Consider the following 22,409-nt stretch of genomic DNA (forward strand, 5'->3'; position numbering starts at 1 on the left):
ATATATGTTCTCTAGTCTTACTTTACCTGATAATATTATTCTACAATTTTGCTTATTTCTTCTTTTAAGCCACTAGCTGCATTTTTTATATTATTTGCTCCATAAATTGCACTAATTACTGCAATTCCGTCTATTTTACTTCCTGTTAATTCTTTAATGTTATCATGAGTTATTCCACCTATTGCTACAACAGGAATTGACACTGCTTCACATATTTCTTTCAAAGTTTCATACGTTACTTCTTTTGCATCATCTTTTGAATTTGTCGGAAATACTGCTCCTACTCCAAGATAATCTGCACCTCTTTTTTCTGCCAAAAGTGCCTGTTCTACTGTCTGTGCGGATACACCTATGATTTTATCAGGTCCTAATTTTTCTCTTACCATACCTGCTTCCATATCACTTTGTCCTACATGGACTCCGTCTGCTCCTATTTCTACAGCAATATCCACATTATCATTTATAATGAAAGGTACTTTATATTCTTTGCATAACTTCTGTAATTCTTTTGCCTCTTCAAGGAAATGCTCCTCATCTAATTTTTTCTCTCTTAACTGAAGAAAAGTAACTCCTCCGTCAAGACTTTCTTTTACTACTTCGTATAAAGTTCTTCCGTTTAACCAATATCTGTCTGTTACTGCATACAATAACAAATCTTTTTTATCTAATTTCATATTTTGCTCCTTTATCGAGAGTTTCCTTATCCATATTATAGATTGCATCAATAATTCTATTTCTATATGTAGAATTACCGTCTCCCTCTTTCATATAACTCCATCCGATTTCACCTGCAAGACCCATTGTACAAACTGCTGCTGCAGCTGCCTCTAACTGTTCGTTAGGATTTGCTACTAAAAATGCTGTCATCATTCCTGAAAGCTGACATCCTGTTCCTGTTATTTTTCCCATTTCAGGACGACCATTTCTTATAACAAAACATCTTTTTCCATCGCTTACTAAATCAATTGCTCCTGTAATTGCTATTATTGTTTCACTCTTTTTTGCAAATTCTTTTATAAATTTAATTGAATTTTCCAAATTTTCTTCGGTCACTGCATCTGCTACATCAGCATCTACACCTTTTGTTGTTCCGCTACCATAAGCTAAGGTCTTAATCTCTGATATATTTCCACGAATTGCATTAAATTTAATTTTTTTCATTAACTCCACTGCAGTATTTGTTCTAAGTGTTGAAGCTCCTGCTCCAACAGGGTCAAGTAATACCATATGCCCTAATTTATTTGCTCTCTTTCCTGCAATAAACATACTTTCTATAGTTCTCTTATTCAATGTACCAATATTAATATTTAAGCCCTGGCAAATACTTGTAATATCCTCAACATCTTCCGGTTCATCAGACATAATCGGGCTTCCTCCACATGCCAATAAAACATTTGCCACATCATTAACTGTTACATAATTTGTAATATTATGAACCAAAGGTGTATTATTTCTGACCTCTTCTATGTATTTTCCTAACATGCACAATTCCCTCCTTTTACAAAAATAATGCGGATATGCCTATAAACACATCCGCACAAATATTGTTGTCTCACAAAATCTGCTATAATTATGTTCCTACGTTGGCATTATCCAAATCAGGTTATGGGTCAAGGTATACAACCTACTCTCAGCAAGCTTATGCAAGCTCCCCTTTTATTTTCACAAATAACAATCTTTTTAATTGTTATTACTTTAATCAGTAACTAAACTAATTATCAATTTCATTCTTTTCTTCAACTATAGACGGCTTTCGTTTCTGTGTCAATACTAGTTTTTTAGCTATATCACTATAATCTTTTTAAACTGGCGTCGTTATATTTCTTTATTTTTCATAAACCACTTATATTATTTATTTTTCACCTATGGTTCTATTAATATAACTATCTATGACTTCAACTAATTCATTTACTTCTAAATTATCAACATTTATGCACAAATCATAATTTCCGGCCATTCCCCATTCTTCACCGGTATAATATCCATGATATTTGCTTCTTCTTTCATCTGTCTGCAGCACGGTATTATGAGCTTTTCTTACTGAAATGTTATGTTTCTTAGCAATGTTTTCTTCTCTTACTTTTTTGCTACCTGACAGGAAAATTGAAATACATTTAACATCATCTCTATATACATAATTGCCACATCTTCCAATTATAATAAAATTGTCTTCATCAATTACATTTTTCAACGCTTTACCTGCTGTACTGTATAACAGCGAATCTTCTTCAGAAACCGTAATCGAATGCATAAGCATATCCATAGGTGTTTCTCCGTAAAAGTCAGGGTATCTTTCAAAATACCCTTTTTCCTTTGCCATTTTAGAAATTGCTTTTTTGTCAAATAATTTTAAATTATATTTTTGTGCCAATGCTTTTCCTATTTCATCTCCATTACATCCGCACTGTCTGGCTATTGTAATAATCATAGTTGTACTCCTTCTTTAAGTAATCTGTAAAATTTATAGTTATCCACTTATGAGCAAGTTTACGATGGCTTAAACGTTTTGACCCTGCATCCTAATATATTTCTATAAAAAATTTGCAAATACAGATGCTAAAACTACCGTCAAAATGCCTGTAACAGCTATTGCAAGACTGCTCATTGCACCTTCGATTTCTCCCATTTCAATTGCCTTTGCAGTTCCAATTGCATGAGAAGATGCTCCTAATGCCAATCCCTTTGAAATAGGTTCCGTAATCTTAAATATCTTGCAAATAAGTTCTCCAAATATATTTCCTAAAACGCCTGTAACTACAATTACTGCTACCGTAATTGTAACATATCCGCCTAATTCCTCTGAAACGCCCATACCGATTGCTGTAGTTATTGACTTTGGAAGTAAAGTAACATACTCCCTGTGTGTCATTTTCATTAATTTTGCCAAAATCAACACTGTACACAAACTGGTAAGCACTCCGGCTGATATTCCTAAAATTACTGCTTTAAAATTTCTTTTTAACAATTGCCACTGTTCATATAATGGAATTGCAAGGCACACTGTTGCCGGAGTTAAAAACCAGCTTAAATAAACTGCACCCTTGTTATATGTTTCATAATCTACATTTGCGCAAACCAAAATAACAATTGTAAATATAATTGAAATCAATAACGGATTAAATATCCCTAGTTTAAATTTTTTCTTTAATGCAAGACCAATCATATATGATACAAGACTTATGCTTACGCCCGCAAATAAAGATGTTTCAAGCAAATTATTCATCTTTTTCATTCTCCTCTTTATCAGATTTTCCTTTTCGTATAACCCATTGTGAAACCTTTCCTGTTGCAGCCATAACTGTAACTATTGTTACTACTGTTATTATACTAACAGGCAATATCAATGGTTTTAGTATTCCCCATGACGACATAAGTCCTACTCCTGCCGGTATAAACATAACAGGCATTATTTCTATCAAAAATTTGCCAACGTCTTTAACTGCATCAAGTGCAATCCATCCTGTAAGCAATCCTACAAGTAAAATAACCATTCCGTATATACTAGCCGGAATCGGTAAAGGTAACACGTATTTCAACAACTCTCCTGCATATGAAATTACAAGTATTATTAAAAATTGTTTTAAATATTTCATCTTAAAGCTCCTTTAAAACTATGTACTGCCCCGTACTTTTGTCGGCGGCTAATCGTAGAAAACATTCTAAAAACAAACTTATTTCATTTTGTTTCTTCCTCTATAGATATAATATCATCTATAAAAATTTCTTTTCCATCGGTAAATTCAACTGTTTTTTTATACTCATCTATCTTTTTTATTTTGGAGCATATATTTAAATATGCCCCGCCCTCTTTATTTTCATCTTTTTTAAAATAAGTAATCTGCACATTTTGAATAGAGTCATTTTTATTTAATATCTGTTGTAATTTATAATCAAGTTCTCTTTTAACATTTTCATCTAATTCAATTTTATTATCAGTAATTCTTGCAGTTTCTTTCAACGCCTCCTCATGACCTGTCAGTGCAGCAAATGGTGAAAATTGTGCAGCTCTGTTATAAACCGTCATCCTTGGATGCCTTTTTGATGTTGGATGCTCCATATTTATAATATCTTCATAAGTATTCTTTGCCTCTTTACTCATTTTGCCATCTGCCTTTCCATACCTTATTAACATCTCTAACTTTTACATAATGTTAAATTAATAAAATTTCATTTATAATTTATATAAATATCTTTTTAACAAACTTAATTTTATGCTTTATGCCCACCAATCATTTCATTCCTCTCTATTGCTGTAGCACCTTCTGTCAAATTAGTTCCCTTTAAAATTGCGTTTTTCCCATATTTCTTTTTTATCTCTAACATAGCCTTTTGCATTTGTTTTTCTCTTTGTAACTGCTTTTCTTCTGTTTCTTTTTTCTTAGCCTGTTCTTCATAATCAGTAAATAGATCTAACTGTTCATAATCATCTTTTTTCACAACATCTTTTTCATTTATAACATGATTTGCTGCTATATTTATTCTTCGTATTAACAAATTCTTATTTACAATTTCATCATATAATTTTAAAACTGCCTCAGTTATAAGCTTTGTAGATGAACAATGTTCTTTTAAATTTGTTGTCCCATGAGCGTGTTTTGGTATCTTTCTTCCATAATAATCCGTTGTTACACTTCCATCGTACTTTTTTCTTATTTCAGGATTTTTAATACACTCTATGTCATATCCTACTGTAAGCACAATTTGATTAGTAACCAGTTCTTTTTCAACTAAATCAAGAACAAGAAGTTCAATCATTTCTCCAACAACAACTCTTGCCTTTTCCCACGTGTATGGGCATTGCAATACCTGCCCTGAACCTAAGCTGTTAGTTTCAGGTTTATAGGATTTAACATCTTCAATTGTACATGGCTCCCATCCCCACGCATGGTCTATCAGTAATTCTGCATTTACACCAAATAACTTGTACAAAAGTTCTTCATTATGGAATTCATTTTCCTTTCCAACTGAACATCTGGCAATATCTCCCATCGTATACAAACCATATTTCTCAAGTTGCTTTGCATATCCTCTTCCGACTCTCCAAAAATCTGTAATTGGTCTATGATTCCATAATTGTTTTCTGTAAAGCATTTCATCCAAATAAGCAATTCTTACGCCATCTTCATCTGCCTGAATGTGCTTTGCCATAATATCCATTGCAATCTTACACAAATATAAATTTGTACCAATACCTGCCGTTGCTGTAATTCCCGTTGTCTGTTGAATATCTTTTATTATTTTCTTTGCCAACTGCTTAGGAGTTAATTCATATGTTTTTAAATAATGCGTCACATCCATAAATACTTCATCAATAGAATAAACATGTATATCCTCAGATGCAATGTATTTAAGATATATTTCATAAATTCTGGCACTGTATTGCATATACAGTGCCATTCTTGGTTTCGCTACAATATAATCAACCCCTACGTATGGAGATTTTTTTATAACATTATCATTATACGATAATTCATGGAAAACTCCTTCCGGCAATTTTGCCTTTCTTTCCTCATTAACTTCTTTTATTTTTTGAATCACTTCAAATAATCTGGCTCTGCCCGGAATCCCATAAGCTTTAAGTGACGGCGAAACAGCCAGACATATTGTTTTTTCAGTTCGGCTTTTGTCAGCCACCACCAAATTTGTAGTCATACAATCTAACTTTCTTTCCCTGCATTCAACTGATGCATAAAAAGACTTTAAATCTATGGCTATATATGTTTTTTCATTTTCTGCCACTTTGCTCCTCCACTATTAATATTCTTCCGCAATGTCTATATCTTTTGCCTCTTTTTCTGCTGTTTCTCCTGAAAGTGGAGACTTATGAAGAAATGCCATATAATATCCACATCCTACAATTCCTGCTCCTCCGACAATATTGCCAAGTGTTACAGGTATCAAATTATTTACAAGAAAATTAAACCATGTAAGTCCATCTGCTGTTATACCATACTCTGATGCTGTTAACAATCCTGCAACTCCAAAATACATATCTGCTATGCAATGCTCAAATCCGCATAATACAAATATCATTACCGGCCAGAAACTTGTCATTAATTTTCCTGACACTCTTTTTGCTGCAAATGACATCCAAATTGCAATACATACCAATATATTGCATAATATTCCTCTCACAAAACTATCTGAAACCGCTAAATCTGTTCTCGCTTTTGCGGCATTTACTATTGCACCTGCCAAATCTCCCTGAAATAAATTAGGAGTATGTCCATACACAACTAAAACTGCAACAAAAGTTGTTCCAATGAAGTTTCCTATATATACAAATAACCAGTTTTTTAACATCTTCCATACGCTGTTTTTCCCTGCCAAAACAGATAAAATTATCAGATTATTCCCTGTAAACAATTCACTTCCTGCAACAAGAACCATTGCCATTCCTGCCGGAAATACCATTGCCCCTACAAGCTTAGCTACTGAAGCGACTGATATACTGCTTGCTGCTACTGTTGAACCTATACCTGCAAATCCTATAAACATTCCTGCGAAAAATCCAAGTAATATCATCTTGAAAATTGGCAGATTGCTTTTGTGTATTCCTATTTCTATGTAACTTTTTGCTATCTCTAATGGTGAATGCATTTTACCACTCCTTTTTCTGTGTATTTTTGCTTATTTGCATTTTATTTTTATTGTTGTTTTATATTTATAATTGTTCTTTTAACGTAAATGTATTTTTTCTACTTGATATTTTATACTTACGATTGTTCTTTTAACGTAAATGTATTTTTTCTATTTGCTATTTTATACTTGCAACTGTTCTTTTAACGTAAATGTATTTTTATCTATTTCTATTATTCCGTCATTTTTCATTTTAGACAACTCATTACTCATTGCACTTCTGTCTACATTTAAATAATCAGCGAGCTGTTGTCTATTAAATGGGATTGTAAACTTATAACTTCCACTTAATTTCGCCTGATCTGAAAAATATGCTAACAGTCTTCCTCGAATGGATTTAGATGATGTGTGTAATATTCTTCTTGAAAGCATTAAATTTTTCTGTGCTGATATCCGTAGCAAATTTTTTATCAGTTTTTCATGATGACCACATGTATTTGGGCATGTTTCAAGAACTCTGTAAGCATTTAAAAACAAAATTTCTGTATTTTCCGTTGCTACTGCATTTACAAGAAGTGCCTCTCCCGGTATACTTGCATATGTTTCTCCAAATATAAATCCCGGCTCTATATGACTTAATATGCTTTTATTTCCCCACAAATCATCGCTTTCAATATTTACTCCGCCTTCAACAACCATTCCAAACAATTGTATTGATTCCCCTACTCTATAAATATCTTCACCTTTTTTATATTTTTTTGTAACTGCCCCAAGGCAACTTAACATTGTCTTTATTTCTTCTTCACTCATCCCTTTAAATAATTTTGAATTGGACAAGAGTTGATAATTCATCGTTGCACCTCATAAAATAATTTTACATATAACATATAATTAACTATCTTTATTGTTGTTTTAACAACAGATTTGTCATACTGATTGTACTATACTAGCATTATCAAATCAATATACAAATAATTGTAATAAATTTCAAATTGGAGGTCTAATATGATTCGTCGTATTATAGAAATTAATGAAGAAAAATGTAATGGATGTGGTATTTGTGCAAATGCCTGCCATGAAGGTGCAATTGAGATTGTTAATGGTAAAGCTAAGCTTCTTCGTGAAGATTATTGTGATGGTTTAGGAGACTGCCTTCCTACATGTCCTATGAATGCAATTTCTTTTGTTGAACGTGAAGCTCCTGAATATAATGAAGCTGCTGTAAAGGCTGCTCAGGCAAAAAAATCTGCTGCTCCCACTCCTTTTGTATGTCCGGGTATGAGAGCTAAAGCATTAAAGCCTGCAAATACTGAAAATGTGCAGACTTCTGTACCTTCAAGTCAATTAATGCAGTGGCCTGTTCAGATTAAATTAGTTTCACCTAATGCTTCATTTTTTGATGGTGCTAAATTACTCATTGCCGCTGACTGTACTGCTTATGCATATGCTAACTTCCATCAGGATTTTATTAAAAATCATGTAACTATTGTAGGTTGTCCAAAATTAGATGATACTGACTATTCAATCAAATTAACTGAAATAATTAAAAATAACGACATTAAAGAAGTAACTATTGTAAGAATGGAAGTTCCATGTTGTGGCGGTTTGGAAAATGCAGCCAAAACAGCAATTAAAAACAGTACAAAGTTTATTCCTTGGAACGTAGTTACAATTTCTACAGATGGAAGAATCTTAGATTAACTTAATCTATAAATTGCTATTTTAGCTCTTATTATTTGTTAAAATAATTATTTTAAAGTCGGGGATTTTTTTGACTCCGACTTTTTATTATCTTTACAATGTACGCTGCCAGATGCACTTAAATTCAAAAATTCCCGGAATTTTTTCTTCCGGGAATTTTATTAACACTTTTCCTGTCTCGATATATATTTATTAATATGTCAGACAATATTATTTTAAATATTCTTCTAATGCCAAATATAATTTTTCCATTTCATCATCCGTGCCAATTGTAATTCTTAAATAATTATCTATTCTTGGCTTCTTAAAATATCTTACATAAATATTTTTTGTCTTTAGATAATTAAATATATCCTCAGCTTTCGCGCTTTTATGAGTTGCAAATAAAAAATTAGTCTTTGAATCAGTGCATGTAAATCCTAATTCTTTAAGTTTTGTTTTTGCATTCTCTCTTGTAGTAATTATTTTTTCCACAAGATTTTTGAAATAAGCATCGTCTTTTATAGCTTCTACACCTGCATAGATTGTTGGAAAATTCATTGTATATGAATTATACGAAAACTTAACAGCAAGCATTGCACTGATTAACTTTTCATTTCCCATTGCATAACCGATTCTAAGACCTGCTGCTGAACGGGATTTTGAAAATGTTCTTACAACTAGCACATTATCATATTTTTCAATGAATTTTAATGCTGAAGTTGCTCCAAAATCTACATATGCTTCATCAACAATTACTACCGAATCCTGATTATTTTTTATAATTTCCTCAACCTTGTCTATTGACATCTCTACTGCTGTTGGAGCATTTGGATTAGGAAATACGATTCCACCATTTTTTCTAAAATAATCCTCAGGTATTATTTCAAAATTATCGTCTAATTTTATTGTTTCATAAGGAATATCAAATAAATCTGCCCATACATCGTAAAAAGAATATGTAATATCAGGGAATAGTATTGGTTTATCTGAATTAAAGAATGTTAAAAATGCCATTCCTAAAACGTCATCTGAACCTACTCCTACAAATACCTGGTTTGATTTAACTCCATAATATTTAGCAATTGCATCAACTAATTCTGTTGCATCCGGGTCCGGATATTTTCGAAGAATTGCCGAATCCATATCACAAAGTGCTTTGCTCACTCCCGGTGCCGGTGGGTAAGGATTTTCATTAGTATTTAATTTTACTACATTCGCTGTCTTTGGCTGTTCGCCGGGTGTGTATGGAGTTACTTTTCTAATATACTGTTCCCAAGTCTTCATTTCTATCCCTTTCTGTCATTATCTTCTTTATCAATATATTAATTCCAATCATTATGACTATTGCCGTAAATGCTCCGCACGTATCTATGCATACATCAAAAAATTTAGGACTTCTTCCATCTACAAATCCCTGATGGAATTCATCTGTGCACGCATAAATAAACGGAACGACAATTGTCATTAACCGGTATCTTATCTTTTTACTTCTGTATGCTCTAAATGTCATTGCAAACATAGTTATCAATATCCCCAATATTGCATATTCTCCAAAATGTCCTGTCTTTCTTACAAAAAAACTAGTTTTATTAAATATGTCCTGTTGCTTTAATAAATCCTTGCTGTCATATTCAGGCTCTATATATTTAACTACTTTAACAGTAATCTTATCACTAAGAGACTGAGATGATTCACCATTCTCAGCCGAAAATCCAAATATGGTTCCCATCCAGAATCCTATCAAAACAATTAAGACTATTCTAACTATGTATATTTTTTTCATTTTAAAAGTTTTTCCTTTATTAACTATTAAACAGTTATTGTACATTATAAATTACTTTAATGTGTCAATGATCAAATATCTTTTATAATGCATGACCTTTTTTGTTAATTACATCTACTACATAGTCAACACATTTTTCTGCTTCTTCATCAGTTCTTGCTTCAACCATTACTCGAATTACAGGCTCTGTTCCACTTTCTCTTACAAGAATTCTTCCGTCTTCTCCAAGCTTATCTGCAACTTCTTTTACTGCTGCCTGAACATCTGCATCCTGCTGTGCTTCCGGTTTACTCTTAACCTTTACATTTTTAAGGCACTGTGGATAGATTGTAACAGGTGATGTAAGTTCTGACATTTTTTTCTTGCTTGCAAGCATTACTTCCATTAATTTGATTGATGTTAAAATACCATCTCCTGTTGTTGCATACTTACCAAAAATAATATGACCTGATTCTTCTCCACCAAGTTTATATTCATTTTCTCTCATGCATTCATAAACATATTTGTCACCTACTGCTGTCTTTTCATAATCAATGCCTACTGCATCAAATGCTTTATAAAGACCGATATTTGACATAATTGTTGTTACAACTGTATTGTTTACAAGAGTTCCTTTCTGTTTCATATAAACTCCGGCAACATATAAAATTAAATCACCATTAACAACATTTCCTTTTTCATCTACACATAAACATCTGTCAGCATCTCCGTCATATGCAAATCCGATATCTAACTTATTTCCAATAACATATTTCTGTAATTCTTCAATATGTGTTGAACCACATTCTTTATTAATGTTAGTTCCATCCGGTGCATCATTAATTACATGTGTTTCTGCACCAAGTGCATCAAATACTCCTTTTGCAATTGAAGATGCACTACCATTAGAACAGTCAAGACCAACTTTGATATTTCTATATGAATGTGTTGCAAGTGACATCAAATAACCCATATATCTGTTTCTTCCTGCAAAATAGTCAACTGTTCTTCCGATTTTTTCCATTCTTGCATATGGAATACTTTCTAAATCACTGTCTAAGTATTTTTCTACTTCATCAATGACCTCCTGTTCCATCTTTTCACCATTGCCATTAATTAACTTAATTCCGTTATCATAGAATGGATTATGACTTGCTGATACCATAATTCCGCAATCAAAATCTCCTGTTCTTACAACATATGAAACACTTGGTGTTGTAGTAACGTGTAATAAGTATACATCTGCACCTGTAGATGTAAGCCCTGCTGACAAAGCGTCTTCGAACATGTAACTGCTTCTTCTTGTATCTTTTCCAATAACAACTGAGCATTTATGATATCTTCCATAATACCATCCTATGAATCGTCCTATCTTAAATGCATGCATTGCTGTTAAATTAACATTTGCTTCTCCTCTAAAACCATCTGTTCCAAAATATTTTCCCATTTCCACTAATTCATTGTCTACTATATATTTGAATATAAGCACCGACAATTTCCTTTCATCATTTTTATGACCTTACGTCATATATCCAAATTCATTTCATTTGGCACTTTTTTTATTATATAATATTCCATCTTCATTTACAACCTGAACCCTATATTCCGACCCTTTAGTATGACAAATTGCATAATCCGACATTTATCTACAGGATATATATTTAATTCCGACTTCTTTCCCTTTATTACTGTCATAATTGACTATTTTGTGTCGATATATTCTTTCCATATTTCTTCATATTTCTGATATAATTTAATAGGCTTTACAGCAATAATTTAGAAGAGGACATTTAAAATGATTAATGAAAATGAACTTCTACTAAAGGAAACGGAAGATTTACTTCTTGAAATACAGCAGCTGAAAAAGCAGTTAGAATACGAATCACAAAAGCATAAACAATGGAAAGCACTTGCAATGGTATTTCATGACTCATTGTGGGATATGGTGAATAAATATGTACTTATAAAATGATGCCGGATTTCACAAAAGGCACAAAAATAAAGTGACATCAGGAAATAATCCCTGATGCCACTTTATTTTTGGTATAAGCACCTATCTTTAATTATAAATTCCTTATCGCATACATCTAACGCAGCCTGTTTATGAGTAATTATGATACATGTTCTTTCTTTTAATTTCTTTATATTTTCCAACACTCTCTTTTCTGTCATTTCATCAAGCGCCGATGTTGCTTCATCTAACAATAAGATTGGTGCCCCACTTATAACTGCTCTCGCAATTGCAATTCTTTGTGCCTGACCTTCTGATAATCCCATGGCATTTTCACCAATCTTAGTATCCATTCCATTTGGTAATTTGCTTACGAAATCATATATATCACTTGCTATTAATGCCTGCTTTATTGTTTCATCATCTGCATCTTTGATTAAAGTTAGGTTCTCTCTTATTGTACCGCTAAACAAAAAATTTCCCTGAGGTACATACGCAAACATTCTTCTTGTATCAGGTGAAACAGTAACTTCTTCTCCATCTTTAAAGCATAACTTTATCTCACCTTCATCTGGTCTGAAAACTCCTAGCAAAAGTTTAAACAAAGTACTTTTTCCAATTCCGGAAATTCCCCTTATCGCCACAAATTCACCTTTACTAAAATCTGCATTTCCTTCTTTAAGTACAATATCTCTTCCATAGCTAAATCTTATATTTTTAAATATACCTTTATCGAATTTATCATAGAGTTCTTTTACCGTTTCCTCTGGTTCGTTTCTTTGTTCATCCTGTATATTCTCAATCTCGATTATTCTTTCTGCCGAAGCCAAAATACTGTAATATTGCGGAATAACCTTAGTTATATTGAAAAATGGAGTTTGTATCTGGGATATTAACTGAAGCATTGCAGTCAAAGTACCAAAACTCATTGTCTTTGCGCATACTTTTAATGCACACCAGATTAATGCAAACAAATACCCTGCATTAAAAATGAAACTAAATCCTGTGTTTGCACATATACTTATGACCCTTCGTTTCATTTTCATATCATAATTTTTCTTTTGAAGTATGTCGCCTTTTTCAGCAAACTTATCCTCTACGCCAAATGTTTTTACAGCTAGAATGCTTTCTATTGATTCCTGATAAAATGATCTTACTTTTCCATCTGTCTCCTGAACAGCCTTATGTAGACTTTTTAATTTTTTTCTAAAAAATAATGTTGTTACTGACAATACAATTCCTGCTGCTAAAAATAAAATAGTAAATCTCCAGTCAAATGAAACAAGCACTATAAAAGCACCTAAGAATTGGAAAACGCAAAACAAAATAGTTGGAATAATTGATGTAACTCCTTCTGTAACTATTTTCATATCGCTTGTCAGACGGTTAATTAACTCTCCACTATGATATTTCATTATATCACTATAATTTTTTCTTATAATGCTCTGATACAATTGCGATCTCATGCTCATTTCAAGACCTGCCTGTGCCTTAACAGTCATGCTCTGCGTTGCAATTCTAAGAATCATTCTAAACAAAATTGTGCATAAAATAATAATGCCCACAACTATAATCTGGTTTCTAAATTTAATAAATTCATCGTGTCCCTGCGCATCTGCTGCATTTGCTGCCGCATCTATTGCAAACTTACTTAAAACCGATAAGCCTGTTCCAATTAGTGCAAGAATTATATTTGCTATACTTAAAATAATTATTCTAAAGCTTTGCTTCTTAGCTTTAGCTTTTATCCATACAAGACTTTCTCTATCTTTCATTATCTAAATCAAATTCTTTCTCTATTATTATAAATAATATATTTGTAATCAGTTATCCCTTTTTTTGCCAGAATAACTATTCAAATATATTTGCGTCTTTCATTTTCTCAATGAATTTTTCTACGTCCTTCGTTGCAGTTTCACTGTCTATTTCAAACTCTTCAGTTATCGTTTTGACTATTTCATCACTATTCATTCCACTTTGTAATTTCTCAAATATAAATGCACCTGTATCATTTGTTGTTATCATTCCATTAAATTCGTTTGTCTCATTTCCTGTAGGAACAATTACGTTACTTCCTCCTACTTTTCTTAAAATAAACCCTTCTTTTATCTTCATTTCATTCTCCTTCTATAAAAAGAAAAGGAGCTTTCAAAGCTCCTTTTCTTTATGTAATTATTATTATTTTGTAACTTTTCCCTTGAATCCGGCTTTCTTTAAATTCTTCTTTAATTTCTTGAATTCTTTAGCTTTCATCTTCTTATTAACTTTAACTGTAATCTTAGCTGAATTTAATCCCTTGAAAGCACCTTTCTTTACTGTGAAGCTCTTTGTTCCTTTAACAATAATCTTCTTTACTTTCTTAGCTCCTGTGAATCCCATCTTGTTAACTCTCTTAACTGTAGCTGGAATTACAATCTGTTTAGCTTTCTTTGCTGTCTTAGCAAATGCTTTAGCCTTAATTACTGTTACTGTGTAAGTTACCCCATCAACTGTTACTGTAGCAGGTACTGTAGCTATATTCTTACTAACTGTAACATCGTTAACCTCAGCTGTTCCATCAGCCTTTGTATCTACATTGTTACCATCTGTAGCTGCAACGTTCTTCTTATCAACCGGTACAACACTTACTGTTGGACTAGCAACTGCTGCCTGTACTCCTGAAACTGAACTAACTGCTACTACTGCTGCCATTGCTAATACAGCAACTTCTTTCAATAACTTCTTCATCATTATTAAGTTCCTCCTGTCCTCTATTGAGCTTTATTTATTAATTCGCAACATCGACCAAAGCCAAGTCGATTGCCCTATAGCAAACTTTTTACAATCATAAAAGCTCACCATAGGCACATTATACTACTAAAGAGTGTCTTTTTAAATACCTTTTTATATAAAACTATATATTTTTGACATTTTCGGTAAAATTTATACATAAATATTGTGTATTATTAATAGATTTTTCCTTAGTATTATAAATCATTACTATTTACCACTATAATATTTCTGTTTACTGTATTTATTTTTCAAATCTGTTGCACGGTTTAAAACCACTCCTAATATTTTACATCCTGATCTTTCAAGCTGTTTTATTGAATTCTTAACTTCTGCTCTTGTGATTTCTCCACTTCTTATAACAAGAATCGCTCCATCACACATGCTTCCAATTTTTTCAGCATCTGAAACAAGTCCTAGTGGTGGTGCATCTACAAATACATATCTGTAATCTTTTGAAAGTTCATTTAACATATTTCCAAATTTGTCACTTTCAAGTAACATTGATGGATTAATTATATTTTCTACATTTGGAATAATGTATCCATTTTCAAAAGGACTTTCATATATAACTTCATCTAGAGAAAAATCTTCTGCAAGATAATTTACAAGACCTTTCATTTCTTTCCCATCCTGACGCTCCATATCATTTTTCTTCACTAATACTGAATTTCTCATATCAGCATCAACTAACACTGACTTAATTCCGGCATTAGCCATCTGTTTCCACATCTGCATTGTAACAAAACTTTTACCTTCATTTGGCAATGTACTTACAACCATAATTTTCTTTATTTCATTTCCTAAAAAGCTGACATTTATACGAAGACGGTTTATTGATTCTTCTACAGCATAAGGAAGTTCCTGTATTGAATCCATTTTAATTTTATTCATTTTACTTTCTCCTCAAGCTTATTTTTTCGGTGTATAATCTTTTTTTCCTTTTGCATAATTGCTATATGAACCATATTTCACATTTCCATCAGGAATAACAGTTAATGGAATAATTCCCAAATATTTTTCAATATCTTCTTCTGTCTTAATTGTATCATCAGTAATAAATAAGAATGTCAATACTGCTAATACTAAAACCATCCCTCCAAGTGCTCCCAGCATTGTATTCTTCTTAAGACTTGGTGAACTTTTAAATTTAGGTGTAATTGCTCTTTCTGCAATATTTGGTGCTGTAGTTCCCATTAATTTAGGAATTTCAGTAACTGCCTTTTCAGCCAATGCATTCGCTATAATCTTAGCTTCCTTTGGTTTAGTGCTAACAGCTGCTATTTTCAAAATACGTGTATCTTCTACTGTAGAAATACTAATCATTCCGTTAAGTTGCTCATATGTATACCCTAAATCATTTTCTTTGCTTACTGCCTCTACTATAGGACGTACATGCAATAATTCCGCATAATCTTCCGACAATGAAGTACCAATACTTAAGTCTGCCAAATTAACTACTGAATTATTTGATGCAGATACCATGTATACTTTAGCTGTAGCAGTGTACTTTGGTGTTATTAAAAATTTTGTTACAAGACCTGCAATTATAGCTCCAACTACAAAACCAATTATGATAAAAATAATCTTTTTGCGATAATAGTTGAATAAGTCTAAAAGATTAATTTCTACTTCATCTTCTTTTTCATTCATATTAATATTATCTACCTGTTGTTTCATTTTTTCTTTCCTTTACTCCTTGTTGTTATGTTCCTTTATTCCAAATAAATCCTCCATAGTTGTAACCATAGAATCTTTATCTACATAAAATTCAATATGATCAAGATTATCTCCCAGTGCCTGGCCAACCTTTGATTCTCCCTGTAATTCATATATCCCCTTATTTGTTCCACTTGCAAATATATTGCTTATATTAGATATTGTTCCAATTGTTATATCTGTTGTTGCCTTATCCTGCAACTGATTAAATATATCTGTTGTATAATTACTGTCTGACTTAATTTTATCCTGTAATTTTTTGAAGAAACCTGTCATATACTGTTGTTGTCGCTTCATTCTTGATGCATTTTCTTCATCACCAACACCATATCTGTCATGTACATAAGCGTATGCTTCATCATCAGTAAGTTGTAATGTTGCTCCTTTTTTCATTTCAGGATATTTGTCTGTAAAATCTTCTTCTAATGTTACTGTAACTCCACCGACAATTTGATTAAGTGTAGGAATTTCACTCATGTTAAGTTCATAATAGCCATTAATTTCCATACCACCTAATAATTTCTTTACGGCTTTTACTGTATTCTTACAGCCTTGTTCTTTATTTCCACCATACCAATGTGCCGTACATAACTGAAGAGTTGCCGTTGCTGCACCTTTTCCTTCATGATTAATTAATGATATCTCTGTCATGGTATCTCTGTTAAATTGCAGAAAACTATAAGTTCCATCTGTTTTATCAACAATAACAAGCATTAAAAAATCTGCCATACTGCCCTGATATTCATCGCCTTCTCCATCATTTCCTGAAGCATCTGTTCCAATAAGAAGGTAATTTTCAAAATCATGATAATAATCATATTTTTTCTTATTAAGCTTTATTTTTCCTCTTGCGACCTGAACATTCCAGTCATTAATAGAATCCTCATCCGAAACATTCGTCTTTTCCGTCTTATTATCAATATACTGGAGTCCATATCCAAAAGCTATAATAAATAATATGAATATCAATATACCTGCAGCAATTTTTATGTATTTTTTTCTTTTCATTTTCATTTGATTAACACCCTATTACTCTTATTTCGTATCAAATCCAAGCACTTTTTTTCCAAAATTATCTATTTGTTCAACCATCTTTTGACCATATTTATCTGATATATAATCATATCCGCTTATCAGATTTGGTTTTCGGTTATCAACATTATGACAATCACTTCCTAAAATAAGAGGTTTATCATTTTCTATTAACTTTTTTACCACTTTTCTTTTCTTTCTATTGTCACAAAAATCTGCGTTTACCTGAAAAACAACAGGTAATTCAAGTATTTCCTTCCAAATTTTTTTCCTTGTCTGAAAAGCATAAAATCTTTCTATATGTGCCAAAATAACCGTTAGATGCCTCTCTTCCATCAGCATTATTACATCCTGTAAAACAGATTTATTCCATTGTGTAAAAGGAAGCTCGAGTAGAATCGCATCTGTATCTTCTATACATAGTTTTTCCAATTCTCTTGCCTGTCCTATTCCATTAAAATAACACACCTCAGCTCCAAGCTTTATAGCAGGATACGCATCATCTTTCATGTATTCGGTACATGCTTTTAATTTATTAAATGACTTTTCTCTGTCTTTTAGGAAATGTCCAACTGAATTATTTTGAGCATAAAAATGAGGAGTTGCTAACATTGTAATAACTCCTTGACTCTTTGCTATACGAAGCATGTCAAGTGATTCCTCCTCGCAACTGCTTCCATCATCTATACCAGGCAATACATGAGAATGAAAATCAATCATTTCTGCCTCCTTTTGTCTCAAAAATCAAGTAATTCATACACTATTGTCAGGCTTAATATCCCCAATAATCTTTTACTTTATATATGATATTTTAAAAAATCATAACTGTCAAGTAAAAGCCTTACTCTCTCTACTATTGCTTTTCGTTTTAATAGTTTGTTAAAACTATGATCAGCACACGCATAGTATCTGTTTTATAGTCCATAAATAAAAAAGTAGCGAACAAATTTATCTTACATCACTAAAAATAACCTTACATAATTTTAGTATTTATTTTTTGATGTAAAACAAAATTCCATTTGTCCGCTACATAAAATAACTATATTTATTTTTCTTTATAATGATGTGCTTCCTCTAACATCATATCTTTTACTTTCATTAATCGAATCTGTGTGCTTCGTTCATTTTCATCTAATTTCATAGTAATATACTTTATATTTTTCTGTGCCTCAGGAATTATAACATGTTCTAAGGCATTAACTCTTCTTCTTGTTTTCTCGATTTCACTTGAAAGCAACTGACATGATTTTTCAATCTGTGCTAATCGTACCATATCTTCTCTGATATCTGCGAGAGATGTGACTGCATCATCTAAGTCTCCTGTTGTAAATGCAAATCCATAAGAATATATGTCATTTGGATTAGCTGTCTTAGATTTAACGGAATATACCGGAATATCTACACTCATTATATTTTTCTTATCTACATTTAGTTCAAGTTTTTGCTTTGTTGCCATTAAAGCCGTTGTTAATGTTTCAGTATTCATTCCCGCCTTAGCAACAACAAAAATTGTATTTGCCTTTTTTATGGATTCCTCAACCTTTAGTCTAAGTTCCATATTTTCCCTTGCCAAATCCAAAAACTGTCTCATAAGCTCATCTCTTTTATCTTTTAACAGTTTATGTCCCTTTACTGCAGATACAAGTTTCTTCTTCTGTTTCGTCAATTCCATTCTTGTAGGATTAACCTGAGTGTTTGCCATTCTCTCACCTCGCTTTCTAAACGCTTTTTTGTATCACTTATTTTTCTTTGTAATACATATCAAGATATTTATCATCAATACGTTTAAGTTCTGCACGAGGCAAAATATTAAGCAATTCCCATCCTATATCCATTGTTTCCTCAATGCTTCTGTCTGACTGGTATCCCTGTGATACATACTTCTTTTCAAATTCATCAGCAAATTTTGCATAAATTCTGTCTGTTTCTGAAAGTGCTGCCTCACCTAAAATAACCATCAGTTCTTTAGCATCCTTACCTCTTGCATATGCTGAGAACAACTGGTTCATTACATTTGAATGATCTGCTCTTGTTTTTCCTTCCCCAATACCTTTATCTTTAAGTCTTGAAAGCGATGGAAGAACATCTATTGGTGGCTGAATGCCTTTTCTGTAAAGCTCACGGCTTAAAATAATCTGTCCTTCAGTTATATATCCTGTAAGGTCAGGAATTGGATGTGTCTTATCATCTTCAGGCATTGTAAGAATAGGAATCATTGTTACGCTACCGTCTTTACCTCTCTGACGTCCTGCTCTTTCATACATCGTTGCCAAATCAGTATACATATATCCCGGATATCCTCTACGTCCCGGAACTTCTTTTCTTGCTGCAGAAATTTCTCTTAAAGCATCTGCATAGTTAGTAATATCCGTAAGAATTACAAGAACATGCATTCCTTTTTCAAATGCAAGATATTCTGCTGCAGTCAATGCCATTTTCGGTGTGGCAATACGTTCAACAGCCGGGTCATTTGCTAAATTGATAAACAATACTGTTCTATCAATCGCTCCTGTTTCTTTGAAACTATCTATAAAATAATTTGCCTCTTCAAATGTTATACCCATAGCTGCAAATACTACGGCGAACTGTTCATCTTTTCCTTTTACCTTTGCCTGTCTTGCAATCTGCGCTGCTAACTGTGCATGTGGAAGACCTGAAGCTGAGAAAATTGGCAATTTCTGTCCTCTTACTAATGTGTTTAATCCATCAATTGCTGAAATTCCTGTTTCAATAAATTCTGAAGGGTAATTTCTTGCTGCCGGATTCATAGGTACACCATTAATATCTCTTCTCTCTTCCGGAAGAATTGCGGGTCCGTCATCTATTGGGTTACCTAATCCGTCAAATACTCTTCCAAGCATATCTTCCGAAACGCCAAGTTCCATGCTTCGACCTAAAAATCTTACTTTACTGTTTGAAAGGTTAATTCCAGTAGAACTTTCAAATAACTGTACCAGTGCATTTTTGCCATCTATTTCAAGCACTTTACAACGTCTTGTTTCACCATTTGCAAGTTCTATTTCTCCAAGTTCATCGTAAGTAACATTTTCTACGTCCCTAACAAGCATCAAAGGACCTGCTACTTCCTGAATTGTTCTATATTCCTTTGCCATATTAGAAGTCCTCCTTATCAAATGCTCCTGCAACCTGAATTTCAAGTTCCTTTAAGATTTCATCATATCTACTCTGAATATCTTCTTCCTTAGTATACTTAAATCTTCCGATTTGTTCTCTTATTGGAAGTGCTATTAATTTTTCAATTGAAGCACCGTTTGAAAGAGCTTCATTTGCCTCATAGTAATATCCAAGTACTAATTTCATCATTAAATATTGTTTATTAAGAGAAGTGTATGTGTCAATCTCATGGAATGAGTTCTGATGCAGGAAGTCTTCTCTTATTGATCTTGTTGCTTCCATTTTTAATCTGTCAGGTGCTGAAAGTGCATCCATACCTACCATTTTTACAATTTCTTCTAACTGTGCTTCATCTTGTAGAAGACTCATCAGCTCCTGTCTTAATTTAAGCCATTCTTCTGATACATTTTCTTCGAACCATTTTCCTATATTATCTACATATAAGGAATAACTTGTTAACCAATTAATTGCCGGGAAATGTCTCTTATAAGCTAATGCTGAATCAAGTCCCCAGAATACCTTTACGATACGAAGTGTAGCCTGAGACACAGGTTCTGAAATATCACCACCCGGAGGAGATACAGCTCCAATTACCGAAAGTGCTCCTTCTCTTCCTTCTTTTCCAAGTGAAATAACCTCACCTGCTCTTTCATAAAACTGAGCAAGTCTTGAACCTAAATATGCCGGATAACCTTCTTCACCAGGCATTTCTTCAAGTCGTCCTGACATTTCACGAAGTGCTTCTGCCCATCTTGAAGTTGAATCTGCCATAAGTGCTACTGAATATCCCATATCTCTAAAATACTCAGCAATTGTAATTCCTGTATAAATAGAAGCTTCTCTGGCTGCAACAGGCATATCTGATGTATTTGCTATTAATACTGTTCTCTCCATCAAAGAACGTCCTGTCTTTGGGTCCTTTAATTCCGGGAATTCATTAAGTACATCTGTCATCTCATTTCCACGTTCTCCACAACCAATGTATACAACAATATCTGCCTCTGCCCATTTTGCCAACTGATGCTGAATTACTGTTTTTCCTGAACCGAATGGTCCGGGAACCGCTGCTACACCACCTCTTGCAATTGGGAATAATGTATCTACTACTCTCTGACCTGTTACCAACGGTTTTGTTGGTGGAAGTTTCTTTGCATAAGGTCTTCCTTTTCTAACCGGCCATTTCTGCATTAATGTAATTTCTTTATCGCCGTCTTTTGTTTCTACAACTGCAACTGTCTCTGTTACTGTATAATTTCCGGCTGTTATTGATTTTATTTTTCCTTTAATTCCATATGGAATCATTATCTTCTGAGTTACAACTTCTGTTTCTTTTACAGTACCAATAACATCTCCTGTTTCAACTTCATCTCCAACATTCATGCAAGGTACAAAATCCCATTTCAAATCTCGCTTTAAAGATGGTACTTCAACGCCTCTTTTCAAGTTGTTTCCTGCCACTTTCATAATATCATCAAGTGGTCTTTGAATTCCATCATATATACTTGCTATAAGTCCCGGGCCTAATTCTACAGATAATGGTGCCTCTGTTGACTCAACTTCTTCTCCCGGTCCTAATCCTGCTGTTTCTTCATATACCTGAATCGAAGCCTGGTCACCATGCATTTCAATGATTTCGCCAATAAGACGTTCTTTACTTACTCTTACAACGTCAAACATATTGGCATCTCTCATCCCTTCTGCTATAACTAAAGGTCCCGCAACCTTCTTAATTACTCCTTTGCTCATACTAGTCTCCTTACTGTGAAATAAAATCACTTC

24 protein-coding genes and 1 riboswitch are annotated in these 22,409 nt (G+C 32.9%); of the genes, 2 read left to right on the forward strand and 22 right to left on the reverse strand.

The genetic code is table 11. The annotated features are described in order from the left end of the window. Positions 1–35: 35 nt before the first annotated feature. The 9 genes from thiE to DWX29_RS06935 all read right to left on the reverse strand — a co-directional run bounded on the left by thiE (position 36) and on the right by DWX29_RS06935 (position 7,431). Entirely contained in the window at positions 36–674 is a 639-nt protein-coding gene (thiE, locus tag DWX29_RS06895) for a thiamine phosphate synthase (RefSeq protein WP_118565479.1), read from the reverse strand. Beyond that, the gene (gene thiM, locus DWX29_RS06900; RefSeq protein WP_118565480.1) at positions 661–1,482 is read right to left on the reverse strand and encodes a hydroxyethylthiazole kinase; all 822 of its coding nucleotides are present in this window, start codon (positions 1,480–1,482) and stop codon (positions 661–663) included. Before thiM ends, thiE begins: the two co-directional genes overlap by 14 nt. A 76-nt stretch (positions 1,483–1,558) precedes the next feature. Continuing rightward, positions 1,559–1,665, reverse strand: a riboswitch (TPP riboswitch). Positions 1,666–1,852: 187 nt separating this feature from the next. After that, positions 1,853–2,428: a cytidylate kinase-like family protein gene (locus DWX29_RS06905; RefSeq protein ID WP_118565481.1), complete on the reverse strand. Its 576-nt coding sequence runs from the start codon at positions 2,426–2,428 to the stop codon at positions 1,853–1,855. A 102-nt stretch (positions 2,429–2,530) separates the two neighbouring features. Continuing rightward, positions 2,531–3,223, reverse strand: a complete 693-nt coding sequence (locus DWX29_RS06910) for an LrgB family protein (RefSeq protein ID WP_022088295.1) — start codon at positions 3,221–3,223, stop codon at positions 2,531–2,533. Further along, the gene (locus DWX29_RS06915) at positions 3,216–3,593 is read right to left on the reverse strand and encodes a CidA/LrgA family protein (RefSeq protein WP_117910362.1); all 378 of its coding nucleotides are present in this window, start codon (positions 3,591–3,593) and stop codon (positions 3,216–3,218) included. The genes DWX29_RS06910 and DWX29_RS06915 overlap by 8 nt, the downstream gene beginning before the upstream one ends. An 83-nt stretch (positions 3,594–3,676) precedes the next feature. Then, on the reverse strand, positions 3,677–4,099 hold the full coding sequence (locus DWX29_RS06920) for a hypothetical protein (RefSeq protein ID WP_117910377.1): 423 nt from the start codon (positions 4,097–4,099) through the stop codon (positions 3,677–3,679). 110 nt (positions 4,100–4,209) lie between these two features. Then, complete coding sequence (locus DWX29_RS06925; protein ID WP_117910361.1) at positions 4,210–5,739, reverse strand: DNA methylase; 1,530 nt, start codon at positions 5,737–5,739, stop codon at positions 4,210–4,212. 15 nt (positions 5,740–5,754) lie between these two features. Then, on the reverse strand, positions 5,755–6,600 hold the full coding sequence (locus DWX29_RS06930; protein WP_117910360.1) for a formate/nitrite transporter family protein: 846 nt from the start codon (positions 6,598–6,600) through the stop codon (positions 5,755–5,757). Positions 6,601–6,762: 162 nt separating this feature from the next. Beyond that, positions 6,763–7,431 (reverse strand): Crp/Fnr family transcriptional regulator, encoded by a 669-nt coding sequence (locus DWX29_RS06935; protein ID WP_118565482.1) that lies wholly within the window; start codon positions 7,429–7,431, stop codon positions 6,763–6,765. Between the two features lie 153 nt (positions 7,432–7,584). Here DWX29_RS06935 and DWX29_RS06940 point away from each other — a divergent pair, with 153 nt between their 5' ends. Then, on the forward strand, positions 7,585–8,280 hold the full coding sequence (locus DWX29_RS06940) for a 4Fe-4S binding protein (RefSeq protein WP_118565483.1): 696 nt from the start codon (positions 7,585–7,587) through the stop codon (positions 8,278–8,280). Positions 8,281–8,490: 210 nt separating this feature from the next. On the opposite strand, the gene hisC is transcribed toward DWX29_RS06940, so the two are convergent. The 3 genes from hisC to glmM form a co-directional block, all read right to left on the reverse strand. Further along, positions 8,491–9,546, reverse strand: coding sequence for a histidinol-phosphate transaminase (gene hisC / locus DWX29_RS06945; RefSeq protein ID WP_117910357.1), 1,056 nt, complete (start codon positions 9,544–9,546; stop codon positions 8,491–8,493). Continuing rightward, positions 9,521–10,045 (reverse strand): VanZ family protein, encoded by a 525-nt coding sequence (locus DWX29_RS06950; RefSeq protein WP_158562687.1) that lies wholly within the window; start codon positions 10,043–10,045, stop codon positions 9,521–9,523. The genes hisC and DWX29_RS06950 overlap by 26 nt, the downstream gene beginning before the upstream one ends. 82 nt (positions 10,046–10,127) lie before the next feature. Then, positions 10,128–11,471 carry a phosphoglucosamine mutase gene (gene glmM, locus DWX29_RS06955; RefSeq protein ID WP_117910376.1) on the reverse strand — a complete coding sequence of 448 codons (1,344 nt, stop codon included), beginning with the start codon at positions 11,469–11,471 and terminating at the stop codon, positions 10,128–10,130. Between the two features lie 348 nt (positions 11,472–11,819). Here glmM and DWX29_RS12670 point away from each other — a divergent pair, with 348 nt between their 5' ends. Beyond that, positions 11,820–11,996 carry a hypothetical protein gene (locus DWX29_RS12670; RefSeq protein ID WP_022088285.1) on the forward strand — a complete coding sequence of 59 codons (177 nt, stop codon included), beginning with the start codon at positions 11,820–11,822 and terminating at the stop codon, positions 11,994–11,996. A 62-nt stretch (positions 11,997–12,058) separates the two neighbouring features. Here the strand turns inward: DWX29_RS12670 and DWX29_RS06960 are convergent, their stop codons facing one another. The 10 genes from DWX29_RS06960 to DWX29_RS07005 form a co-directional block, all read right to left on the reverse strand. Beyond that, complete coding sequence (locus DWX29_RS06960; protein ID WP_118565484.1) at positions 12,059–13,750, reverse strand: ABC transporter ATP-binding protein; 1,692 nt, start codon at positions 13,748–13,750, stop codon at positions 12,059–12,061. Positions 13,751–13,826: 76 nt separating this feature from the next. Continuing rightward, positions 13,827–14,090 (reverse strand): PqqD family protein, encoded by a 264-nt coding sequence (locus DWX29_RS06965; protein WP_022088283.1) that lies wholly within the window; start codon positions 14,088–14,090, stop codon positions 13,827–13,829. Between the two features lie 63 nt (positions 14,091–14,153). Continuing rightward, the gene (locus DWX29_RS06970) at positions 14,154–14,705 is read right to left on the reverse strand and encodes a leucine-rich repeat protein (protein WP_118565485.1); all 552 of its coding nucleotides are present in this window, start codon (positions 14,703–14,705) and stop codon (positions 14,154–14,156) included. Positions 14,706–14,954: 249 nt separating this feature from the next. Next, positions 14,955–15,638 carry a CpsD/CapB family tyrosine-protein kinase gene (locus DWX29_RS06975; protein WP_118565486.1) on the reverse strand — a complete coding sequence of 228 codons (684 nt, stop codon included), beginning with the start codon at positions 15,636–15,638 and terminating at the stop codon, positions 14,955–14,957. An 18-nt stretch (positions 15,639–15,656) separates the two neighbouring features. Next, positions 15,657–16,424, reverse strand: a complete 768-nt coding sequence (locus tag DWX29_RS06980; RefSeq protein WP_118565487.1) for a Wzz/FepE/Etk N-terminal domain-containing protein — start codon at positions 16,422–16,424, stop codon at positions 15,657–15,659. 12 nt (positions 16,425–16,436) lie between these two features. Further along, positions 16,437–17,477, reverse strand: coding sequence for an LCP family protein (locus DWX29_RS06985; protein ID WP_118565488.1), 1,041 nt, complete (start codon positions 17,475–17,477; stop codon positions 16,437–16,439). Positions 17,478–17,498: 21 nt separating this feature from the next. Then, positions 17,499–18,215, reverse strand: a complete 717-nt coding sequence (locus tag DWX29_RS06990) for a CpsB/CapC family capsule biosynthesis tyrosine phosphatase (RefSeq protein WP_117910350.1) — start codon at positions 18,213–18,215, stop codon at positions 17,499–17,501. 325 nt (positions 18,216–18,540) lie between these two features. Continuing rightward, complete coding sequence (locus DWX29_RS06995) at positions 18,541–19,197, reverse strand: V-type ATP synthase subunit D (RefSeq protein WP_117910349.1); 657 nt, start codon at positions 19,195–19,197, stop codon at positions 18,541–18,543. Positions 19,198–19,234: 37 nt separating this feature from the next. Beyond that, positions 19,235–20,608, reverse strand: coding sequence for a V-type ATP synthase subunit B (locus DWX29_RS07000; RefSeq protein ID WP_117910348.1), 1,374 nt, complete (start codon positions 20,606–20,608; stop codon positions 19,235–19,237). 1 nt (position 20,609) lies between these two features. Further along, positions 20,610–22,376, reverse strand: a complete 1,767-nt coding sequence (locus tag DWX29_RS07005) for a V-type ATP synthase subunit A (protein WP_118565489.1) — start codon at positions 22,374–22,376, stop codon at positions 20,610–20,612. Between the last annotated feature and the right edge of the window lie 33 nt (positions 22,377–22,409).

The sequence above is a fragment of the Eubacterium sp. AF19-12LB genome, from assembly GCF_003479125.1.
GTDB classification, from domain to species: Bacteria; Bacillota; Clostridia; order Lachnospirales; family Lachnospiraceae; genus Eubacterium_U; species Eubacterium_U album.